Annotated in this window: 9 protein-coding genes; all 9 read right to left on the bottom strand. The window is 34.9% G+C overall.

Annotation, left to right across the window (positions count from 1 at the left end; translation table 11 throughout):
• Positions 1-117 precede the first annotated feature (117 nt).
• Positions 118-780: a hypothetical protein gene (locus tag AC5XHR_RS09260; RefSeq protein WP_495950492.1), complete on the bottom strand. Its 663-nt coding sequence runs from the start codon at positions 778-780 to the stop codon at positions 118-120.
• Positions 770-1,651: a dTDP-4-dehydrorhamnose reductase gene (rfbD, locus tag AC5XHR_RS09255; RefSeq protein ID WP_495950491.1), complete on the bottom strand. Its 882-nt coding sequence runs from the start codon at positions 1,649-1,651 to the stop codon at positions 770-772. The genes AC5XHR_RS09260 and rfbD overlap by 11 nt, the downstream gene beginning before the upstream one ends.
• Complete coding sequence (locus AC5XHR_RS09250; protein ID WP_495950490.1) at positions 1,648-2,130, bottom strand: acyl-CoA thioesterase; 483 nt, start codon at positions 2,128-2,130, stop codon at positions 1,648-1,650. Before AC5XHR_RS09250 ends, rfbD begins: the two co-directional genes overlap by 4 nt.
• 59 nt (positions 2,131-2,189) lie before the next feature.
• Positions 2,190-2,690, bottom strand: a complete 501-nt coding sequence (locus AC5XHR_RS09245) for an OmpH/Skp family outer membrane protein (RefSeq protein ID WP_495950489.1) — start codon at positions 2,688-2,690, stop codon at positions 2,190-2,192.
• A 37-nt stretch (positions 2,691-2,727) separates the two neighbouring features.
• Positions 2,728-3,285 (bottom strand): OmpH/Skp family outer membrane protein, encoded by a 558-nt coding sequence (locus tag AC5XHR_RS09240; protein ID WP_495950506.1) that lies wholly within the window; start codon positions 3,283-3,285, stop codon positions 2,728-2,730.
• Positions 3,286-3,302: 17 nt separating this feature from the next.
• Complete coding sequence (locus AC5XHR_RS09235) at positions 3,303-5,849, bottom strand: BamA/OMP85 family outer membrane protein (RefSeq protein ID WP_495950488.1); 2,547 nt, start codon at positions 5,847-5,849, stop codon at positions 3,303-3,305.
• Between the two features lie 27 nt (positions 5,850-5,876).
• The gene (uppS, locus tag AC5XHR_RS09230; protein ID WP_495950487.1) at positions 5,877-6,623 is read right to left on the bottom strand and encodes an undecaprenyl pyrophosphate synthase; all 747 of its coding nucleotides are present in this window, start codon (positions 6,621-6,623) and stop codon (positions 5,877-5,879) included.
• A gap of 5 nt (positions 6,624-6,628) precedes the next feature.
• On the bottom strand, positions 6,629-7,543 hold the full coding sequence (gene porG / locus AC5XHR_RS09225; RefSeq protein ID WP_495950486.1) for a type IX secretion system protein PorG: 915 nt from the start codon (positions 7,541-7,543) through the stop codon (positions 6,629-6,631).
• A gap of 192 nt (positions 7,544-7,735) precedes the next feature.
• Positions 7,736-10,234 (bottom strand): exopolysaccharide transport family protein, encoded by a 2,499-nt coding sequence (locus AC5XHR_RS09220; protein ID WP_495950485.1) that lies wholly within the window; start codon positions 10,232-10,234, stop codon positions 7,736-7,738.
• Between the last annotated feature and the right edge of the window lie 7 nt (positions 10,235-10,241).

Below are 10,241 nucleotides of genomic sequence, written 5' to 3'. Positions count from 1 at the left end.
GCTTTTCATTTCTGATTTGCGGTTGCAAAGGTATGTAATTAATTCGGAATTAAACAAGCATTTGAAAATTAAATTTTCATAATTTTGAAAAACCACTGTTTTTCAGTGCAATAAATTTTAATTCGATTTCAAAAAAAACATCGAAAGGAAATTCGCATACGATCTTTCAAGAACAATGAGGTCGCCAGTCTTTAAAATTAAACCTCCGGTAACTCCTGATTTATCCGAGCGAACTCCGCCAGAAATTACTTGAAAATTTTGCTGTGGCTGTCCTTCTTTATAATAAAGATTAACTCGTGAACCTAAAAATTTCTTGGTTGCGATGTAATTACTTTCTCCTTCAACGATTTTTCCTTCATAATAAGATGCCTGCGGAATGGAAACCTTTTCTCCGTTTACCAATATCTCTTTTCCTTTACTGTCATTAAAAACCAAATATGAATTGGCGTTTTCAGGAAGTGTTTGACTATAATATAGTGCAATCTCTCGTGTATTAGAAACAACCTCTTGATTTTCGAGATTCTTTTTGGATTGAAAAATGAATGCGTTTGCTCCTAGGCTTCGAGCTTTTTGATAAAACTTCTGAAATGCAGCTGGTCCATTTTCTAATGGTCCAAGAATTTCAATCTTTCCTAAATACTGCGCATCATTCGCTTGTTCTAGTTTATACAAGCGTTGATCGTTATTTTCATTGGTTGTTTTTGCTTCCATAAGGTTCACCGCTTGTGCAAAAACGGTCCATGGTAAAAGAGCTATTAAAGTCCAAATTCTATTTTTCATCACTTTCTTCTAAAATTGCAACGCACGACTGTAAACTATTTTCCCAATGCTGAAGGTCAATTGAAAAATTCTTTTCAATTTTATCCAAAGCCATCGTACTTCTCTTTGGCCTTTTCGCTGGTGTAGGATATTCTTCCGTTGTACATGGATTAATTTTCACCGCACTTCCAGAAAATTCAGCAATTTTCTTCGCAAATTCAAACCTAGACGTTTCTGGATAATTGGAAAAATGATAAATCCCATAAATAGGATTTGGAGTTTCAACAATTTTTAAAATTGCTTCCGCTAAATCATTTGCGTTCGTAGGTTGTCCGTACTGATCTGCAACGACATTAAGTTCATCTCGAGTTTTGAATAAATGAAGCATTGTTTTTACAAAGTTTTTACTAAACTCTGAATACAGCCAAGAAGTTCTAATGATTATTGTTCTAGGATTCGCTTCCAAAGCTTTTTCTTCCCCTTCTCTTTTACTGTTTCCATAAACACCAATTGGGTTTGTGAAATTATCTTCATCGTATGAGATATAGGTTTCCCCATCGAAAACATAATCCGTAGAAACGTGAATCAAGGTCGCCTGAACTTTCTTACAAGCAATTGCCAAGTTTTCAACTCCTGTGCTATTAACTGCATACGCTCTTTCTTCTTCCTTTTCAGCTAAATCCACCGCGGTGTATGCTGCTGCATTAATGCAGAAATCAGGTTTTGCTTCTGCAAAAAAAGTTTCAACATCATCCAAATTGGTAATATCCAAATCTGCAGATGCCAAAAATTGAAAATCAAAATTCAGCGAATACTGATCTTGAAGTTTTTGAAGGCATTGACCTAGCTGACCGTATCCGCCAGTAATGATGATTTTTTTTCTTGTATTCATTTTCTGTTATTTCCTTTTCTTAAAAATTGAACTCGCGATTCAAACGTATTTTGATCCAGTTCCACCAATGTTTTCTTAAATAAATCCTGAATTTCTTGAGGTTGAATTTCGGATTTTCTTGTTTTCAAATTAAAATAAATAACGGTGATCCATAAAACTGCATGAATAGTAGAACCATCCTCACTCTTCATTAACAGTTCCACTTTATCTAAACGGTCTGAAATCTGAATTGTTTTGCTTGTGATCTGAACCTTTACATTAGCTTTAACTTCTTTCAGATAAGCAATTTCATTCTGAATGGTAATCCACGTACATCCTGTTTTCTTAAGATATTGCTCGTAGGTAAAGCCGTAAAAATTTTCAACATGATCTTCGCGGGCATTGAGCATGTACTCCAAATATTTTACATTATTGAGATGCCCGATGGGATCGCAATCTCCAAAACGCACTTTGGTTGTTGAAGCTATTTCGTTATTCATGGTGCAAAAATAAAAAAACCATCCGAAGCGGATGGTTAATATTTTGCTAAAAAGACTTTTTATAGTCCTAATTCTTTTTTAACAAGTGGTGTTGCATCTGGACCTCCTTTGTAAATAAGGACTGGTGTATTTGCATCAACGATGAAATCCCATCCGTTAGCTTTTGCTACTTTGTCTACAGCTGCTTGAAATCTTTTTTCAATTGGACCGTATTCAACATCTGTTTTCTCTTGAAGATCTTTAGATGCTGTAGCCATCATTTGCTGGATTTGCTCTTGTCTTTTTTGAAGTTCTTGACTTCTTTGTTCGTTTACTTGCTGAGTTTGTTTTGCTGCATCTTCAGAATACTTTTTGTATAATTCTTCTGCATCTTTTCTTTGCTTATCGATTTCAACTTGTTTTACTTTTGATAAAGCTTCTAATTTTTCATCTGCTTTCTTTTTATCCGGCATCAAGTTAAGGACTGCGTTTACATCAAGAGAAGCTAATTTCTGAGCATTCATTGTTGTCGTTGCTACCATGACAAATAACGCTGCGAATAAAACACTTAATTTTTTCATAATTATGAGTACTGTTTAAATTTAATTCTTTTTTATACTATTTTCTTTTGTTTTGAGTGGGTGTTGATTTTTGACCATCTGATGTATTTTTCAACAAAACATCCAAAACTTTATCCGTGTAATCATACCTATTATCAAGGAAAAGTACACTAATGTTGTTACTTTTATCAAGAACTATGCCCAAACCATTTTTATCAACCACTTGCTGGATGGCATTCCAGATTTGATCCTGGAAAGGTTTAGTTAAGCTTGCTCGTGCTCCAGAGATTTCTCCCTTAGTCCCGAAACGAGTATTAATAAGCGTTTTGATTTTCTTATCCAACTCATTAACCTCTTTTTCTCTATCTTTTAATTGATCACCAATTAATAAAACCTTTTCATTCTCGAATGCTAATTTTTTAGCATCGTATTGCTTTTGCAATTCTTGAATCTCTCCTTCCCAAGTTTTCACTTGTTGATCTAGTCTGCTTTCAGCTTCTTTATATTGGGGTAGTTTCTCCAAAATATAGTTGGTATCCACTACTCCGATCTTCTGTGCTGAAGCTAACGAGAATACGAAAAGCGCAAATGTAAATAATAATTTCGACTTTATCATGGTGCTCAAAACTTTTGTTATAGCGTTTGGTTCATCAAGAAATGCGTCTGCCATCCAGATTTTTCTTGCGCTCCAAGAGGTTTATCAAATCCATACGCGAAGTCAAATCCAATAAGACCAAATGCTCCCATATACACACGGATACCCACACCTGCTGATCTTTTCAACTGGAACGGATTGTATTTCCCCCATGAGTTCCACACGTTTCCACCTTCAGCAAAGGCCAAACCGTAGATTTTTGCCGTTTGATTCATGGAAATCGGGTAACGTAATTCTAATGAGAAACGGTTATAAATTGTTCCTCCTCCATAAGGGGTAATATCGGTACTAACTCCTGATGCGTAACCCGTTGTAGATGCATTTTCGTAACCACGTAAAGGAATTAATTCACGTCCGTCATAACGGCCGTTGAATAAACCTACACCTCCCATATAGAATCTTTCGAATGGTGGTGCTCCCAATTCCTTATTATACCCATCCATAAAGCCCATTTCCGCAGTACTTCTTAATACCAATTTTCCAACTACGGTATTATAGGTATCTGCTTTTAACTTCACTTTATAGAATTCCATCCACTTGTATTTCTCAGTATTACTCATTGATGAGTAATCTTTATCACTCAATAATGAATATGGTGGAGTTAATTTCAACGACGCTTCAATATTAGATCCTTGTGTTGGGAAAATCGGGTCGAAACCAGCTGAGTTTCTACTTAAACCGATATTAAGTGAGAAGTTGTTTGCTGATCCGTAATACTCCGTTGTATTCCCAAACTGGAATGGATAGTTATTGAAGTCATATCTCTGGAACTGTAATCCCGTATATAAAGACATCCAGTTATCCGGCCAGTTCAACTGTCTAGAAAGACCTGTTGAAGCAGAAAGGATATTCAAATGTCCCATTGTTCCGTAATTATCTACATAGGTTTTCACCCTTGAATAGTTCAAGTTAACAGACAAAGCTGAAGGTCTTTTTCCGAATAACCAAGGCTCGATAAATGCGATACCGTAGTTTTGGAAGAATTGTCCTGCTTGCGCTGTAATAGAGAATGTTTGTCCATCCCCCTGTGGTACAGGTTTAAATCCTTTCAACTTTAAGAAATTTCTTAAAGAGAAGTTGTTAAATGTTAAACCTAAAGTACCAATGAATGAGTTACCACCGTAACCTGCTTGCAACTGAACCTGAGAAGAACCTTTTTCTACTAAAGTCCACGCAATATCTACAGTATTATCTTGCGGATTCGGATTGATGTTTTGACCAACTTGTTGAGGATCAAAAAACTGCATTTGAGCCAATCCAAAATATGTTTTCTTAATTTCTGCCTTAGAGAATAAATCTCCAGGACGTGTGTATAATGATCTTAGAATAACGTGGTCATGCGTTGTTGTGTTCCCAGACCAAGTCACACGATTCCAAGATGCTTTTTCACCTTCGTGAACGCGAACTTCTAAATTAACCGAGTCACCAACAACCGATTTTTCTACCGGTGTTACGTTAGAGAATAAGTATCCGTTGTTCAAATACATTGATTTGATATCCGAATCGTCTTCTTTACCGCCGTCTTCACCAACTTTTTTGTTGAAACCAACTGCGTCGTAAATATCACCCGTTTTATATCCTAAAACACGTTGTAAAACTTCTGTCGAATACGTTGTATTTCCCACAAACGTGATGTCTCCGATATAGTATTTTTTACCTTCGCTAAGTTTGATATCGATATTGTAATCGTTGCTTTTGTTACGATAAACCGAATCATTTACAATTCTCGCATCACGGAAACCTAAAGACTGATAATACGAAATCAAATTCTTTTTATCCTCGTCATATTTATCTTTGATAAACTTAGATGGCTTTAAAATCCCTCCAATACCAAATCTTTTTTGCTTGGTATCTTTGAAACCTTTCTTTCTTAAACTAGCGGCTGAAACGTTTTCGTTTCCTTCAAAACTAATTTTAGAAATTTTCACTCGTTTTCCTTTATCAACCTCAATCGTCCAGTCTACCAAATTAGGATCCGAAGCATTTACCTTATCAATGATTCTAATCTTCGCGTCTGAAAAACCTTTCGAGATATAATCTTGCGGAATTTTCGTATGTAAAGTGGACATCAAGTTATTGGTGATCTTTTTCCCAGGTTTCAAATCATTGTCTTTAATGATCTTTTCCTTTTTCGATTTTCCAATTCCTTTTCCGGTAACTTCTACTTCACCCAAATCCTTCAAATCTTGAAGATTGAATTTCAAGACAACCTGATCTCCTTCAACGCTTTGTACATAAACTTCAACTTCCGAAAAATTATCAGATTCCCACAATTTCTTAATGGCATTGCTAATTTTTGCACCTGGAATCTCGATTTGCTCATTTTTATTAAGCCCTGTAAAACGCAAAATTTGCGCTGGCGAAAATCTCTTAACACCATCTACTACGATATCCTTCAGGTAATACGCTCCTTGCTGAGCTGGCTGCACCGCTTCTTGTGTTGTGGTACCTTGTTGTGGCGTTTCCTGCGCATATAAATGGGCAGAAGCTACAAACATGATGATTGGGATGAATCTTAATTTCATTTCCTAATACTTCTAACTCTTTTCTAATTATTGTTGAACTTGTTCGCTTGTTTTGCCGTATCTCCTTTCGGTTTTCTGATAATCGACAATGCATTTAAAGAAATCTTCTTTGGTAAAATCTGGCCAAAGAACATCTAAAAATTGCAATTCTGCATAGGCGATTTGCCATAGTAGAAAATTACTTATGCGAACTTCCCCGCTCGTACGGATCATAAGATCCACCTGCGGAAAGTCTTTTGTATATAAATGGTTTTCAAAAACCTTTTCGTCTATATCTTCAATCTGGAGTTCCCCAGATTTTACTTCTTGACTAATTTCTTTTACCGCTTTCAAAATCTCTTTTTGAGAACCGTAATTCAAAGCAAGGATAAGATTTCCTCTTGTGTTTTCTTTGGTAAGATCAACCACATTGAGTAATTGATCACGAACCAAGTCTGGCAATTGGCTGACATCACCAATAACGTGCATTCTTAATCCTTTTGTGAAGATTTCCTCTGCTTCTAATAAAAGTGTCTGCGAAAGCAATCCCATTAATGTATCCACTTCGTCTGCTGGACGATTCCAGTTTTCAGAAGAAAAAGTGTACAACGTTAAATACGGAATATGAATTTCGTTACAAGCGTTAATTGCATTACGAACAGAGTCGATGGCGTTTTGGTGCCCAAAGGTTCTTTTCTCGCCTCGAGATTTTGCCCAACGTCCATTTCCATCCATGATGATGGCAACGTGTTGCGGCAATTTATCTAGTAAAATTTCGTCTTTAAAGGATTTCATTTTTATTAATCACAATAGCAAGGCATACGTCCAAAAGAGTATGATAAACCAATACTAACTGTATTTACCCAATCTTTAGACTTCATATTACCCACATTTCTTGACTGTAAATATTCATTTACTCGGTCATTAGCAACCGTACGATACGGCTCCTGATTCAAATACGATTTATTGGTACCATCTTGCAATATTTCTGTATTGAAAACCTGCTTCACATCTTTATCTTCAATAACACTATAATCTACAGCATCGGATAAAGTAGGTCTGAATCTAAATTCTCCAGAAAGTGCCCAATTGTAATTGAACTTATATTTTAAACCAACTCCAAAAGGAATTGACATTACCATTTTATTTTTTGAAGAAGTTACAGCTGGACTTTTTTCAAAATTCCCAGGGTCACTTTCCGTTGGCAGAATCAATTCTCCATTTGCATCTTTATAAAATCCAAAATTAAAAGTAACTTGTCTTGCACTAAAAACCGCTGCTCCAATTCCTCCAAAAATGTACGGACTTAGCATACTTTTCTGCTCATCATTAACTGGAAAAAAATTATACTCAAAAACGGCATCTGCATGATAGACAGAATTCGTCCCCCACAAACCTCTATTGATACGATACTGTTCTTTTGCATATCGATCATCAAATTGAATATGACTATAACCAACATCAAAACGCACTGTTTGATAGGGATTAAAATTCATACGATACATAATTCCCGCATAAAACGGCAATCCATGTTCACTGACCTTATCAATGATAGGTTTTTGCATGATATAATTGGTACGTCCAATATCCCCAACGAGATTACTCGCCCCGAGCCATGCACCAATCTCATGTCGCTGGCCAAATACAAATTGACCGACTACACAAAAACCGATGATAAAAAATCGCTTAAGGGAAATCACGTTCCTATATACCAAACCCTTGAAATTTGTGCAAATATATAACATTTTTATATTAGTAAAATTCTTAATGATTAGTTAAATAGCAATAAAAAAACATAAATTTAAGCATAGAACGGCAAAAGTTTTTTTTTATTCTAAACGAAAGAATCATTCTTTGATTAAAACAAAAATTCCAAACCTAGGTTTGGAATTTTTGTTTTGTACTTTTTATCGACCAAAAACCTGCTTGATCTTATTTCTAATTTTGATAAGCATTGGCTCATCATAATTTTTATCTTCATCAAAATAACCATAGCCGTAGCCATATCCGTAGCCATATCCGTAACCGTAGCCATACCCTTGTTTGATTTGATAATCATTGTAAAGAATACCGATATGTTGAACTTCCTTATCTGCATATTTTTCCGTAATCATTCTCAGCATATACTTTTCTGTATATTCATGACGTACAACATATATACTTGCATCTGCATATTTCATCAATTCGAATGAATCGGCAACTAGGCCAACTGGAGGCGAATCAATAATAATGAAATCGTATAAGGTTCGTAACTTTTCAATCAATGCTATATTCTTTGGACTCATCAATAACTCCGAAGGATTTGGAGGAATTGGTCCTGAAGTAATCACATCTAAAGAAGGAACTTGCGTTTTATTAATAATATCATCCAAACTCGCTTCTCCGGTGAGATAATTCGAGATTCCATTTTTGTTATTGATTTTAAAATCACCAAAAATCTTAGGCTTTCTCAAATCCATACCTAATAATATTGTTTTTTTTCCACTTAAGGCCAAAACAGAAGCAATATTGATGGATGAATATGTTTTACCTTCACCACCAATTGATGAAGTTACAAGAATAACTTTACTGGAACCATCTTCATCATATAGGAATCTTAAATTTGCCCGAAGCCCCCTAAATGCCTCAGATATTGAAGATTTAGGCTGCTCTAAAACACTTAAATTATTTTCATGGTTATTTTTACCAACAACACCCAATAACGGCATTTTTGTAACAGAAACTAATTCTTTAACATTTCGAATCTTATTATCAAGCAACGTCGTAATTAGAATTAATAGCAATGGAATTGCAAGAAGCCCACCAATAATCATGGTTTCTATCTTTTTTATATCCGGTGCAATCGGTCCCTGACCTAAATTTTTAGCAGGATCAATAACTACTAAGTCGGATTTATTCGTTGCCACACGCATTTGAGTTTCGGCTTGCTTTGACAATAACGTATTGTAGGAATTCTCAATTATTGTATAGCCTCTCTGAACATCCAAATATCTTCGTTGTTGATCAGGTAGATTAATTAGGGAATTATTTGCTTGATTTATTTGTTCATTAACCTTATTTAGCTCAGAAATAAAATCTGAATAGTATCTTTTTAAACCATTTTGAGAACCGCTTTTCGCCTCATTAATTAAACGATTAATTTCTCGCATTGGCTCAGAATTGGGAGTGTAAATCGAGGCCATTTCTCTTCGTTTAGCATATAAAGCTTTTAGCTCAGACATACTAGCTGTAAACAAACCATCTTCAATACCTGCAGCGTTTAAGCTTATCAAATTATCAAGATTTGACGACAAAACCGAACTCCGAATTGTGTTCAATGTATTTAGTCTTTCTTGAAGTTCTACCTTCTTTTTTTCTAGATCTGTAAGCTCCTGAAGAACCTTCATGTCTTTGCCTTCAACATCAAACAGGCGATCTTTTATCTTAATTCCGTTCAACTTACCAGCGGCTGAATCCAATTTAGCCTTTATTCTCAATAAATTTTTATCGATATATTTCACTGTATTTTGATCAACAGTATTTTGATCAAACAACCTTTTTTGTATAAGTTCCTCAACAGTCCTATTTAAAAACTGAACCGTACCATTAAGATTATAACCTTTTTTTGTGATAATCATAATGGTTGGTAGCTCGGGATCAAATTCTACATTAATATTACCAACAATTGAATTTACTGCTTGATTTACAGTGGACAACTTTACAATAACTTTGTCCATCTTGACAATTGGCTCTATTGGATTTTTAACCAACTTAAATCTCAAATTTGGACTTGAGTACCAATCTCCAATTTTTATTATTTTGTTCTCCAATCTATTGTATTCAGAAATGCTCTGAAAACCTTCAATTTTATAGTTATACAAAGAGGTTGATTGTCCATCTTCTGGCAGGACTACTTCATATTTATCACCTCCTTTAGGAACCAAAGTAATAGGGTAATTGACTTGTTGCAAGTGATTCTCATCCACTTCTAAAAAAACTGGAGAATCATACTTGTCCAAATACGTTTCTTTAATTAATCCCTTTGTTGAGTAATTGGTGTAAAGCGCTAATTTTTTTACCAAATATTCGTTGTGAGATCTAGATAAAATCATCTTCTTTAGAAAAACACCGTCTTTATTAGAACTTTGCCCCCAAATAAAATTAATTGACTGATTTGGAGTAAAATAGCTAGCCGTATTACTAGAAATACTTAATGATAGTTTAGAGGCATAAATGCGTTGTGCTATATATTTGCTATAAACATAGGAAATACCATATCCAATGGCAAACATTAATACAAACCAATACCAGTTTTTCAGTAAACGATGTAAAAACAATTCAAGATCAAAAAAAGCAAATCCACTTGTTTTTTCAGTTTTACTTCCGTTTTCCTCTTTGCTATTAAGAGTTTTAGAGTTAGGAATCATACTGAGA

The organism is Kaistella sp. CFF1-2 (genome assembly GCF_059509915.1).
The sequence above is the reverse complement of the archived record's forward strand: the minus strand, read 5'-3'. Positions and strand labels throughout refer to the sequence as shown.

Excerpts from the sequence above, each read along its gene's own strand:
- AC5XHR_RS09245 (WP_495950489.1), bottom strand. The coding sequence starts at position 2,690 with ATGAAAAAATTAAGTGTTTTATTCGCAGCGTTATTTGTCATGGTAGCA.
- rfbD (WP_495950491.1), bottom strand. The coding sequence starts at position 1,651 with ATGAATACAAGAAAAAAAATCATCATTACTGGCGGATACGGTCAGCTA.
- uppS (WP_495950487.1), bottom strand. The coding sequence starts at position 6,623 with ATGAAATCCTTTAAAGACGAAATTTTACTAGATAAATTGCCGCAACAC.
- AC5XHR_RS09235 (WP_495950488.1), bottom strand. The coding sequence starts at position 5,849 with ATGAAATTAAGATTCATCCCAATCATCATGTTTGTAGCTTCTGCCCAT.
- AC5XHR_RS09240 (WP_495950506.1), bottom strand. The coding sequence starts at position 3,285 with ATGATAAAGTCGAAATTATTATTTACATTTGCGCTTTTCGTATTCTCG.
- AC5XHR_RS09260 (WP_495950492.1), bottom strand. The coding sequence starts at position 780 with ATGAAAAATAGAATTTGGACTTTAATAGCTCTTTTACCATGGACCGTT.
- AC5XHR_RS09220 (WP_495950485.1), bottom strand. The coding sequence starts at position 10,234 with ATGATTCCTAACTCTAAAACTCTTAATAGCAAAGAGGAAAACGGAAGT.
- AC5XHR_RS09250 (WP_495950490.1), bottom strand. The coding sequence starts at position 2,130 with ATGAATAACGAAATAGCTTCAACAACCAAAGTGCGTTTTGGAGATTGC.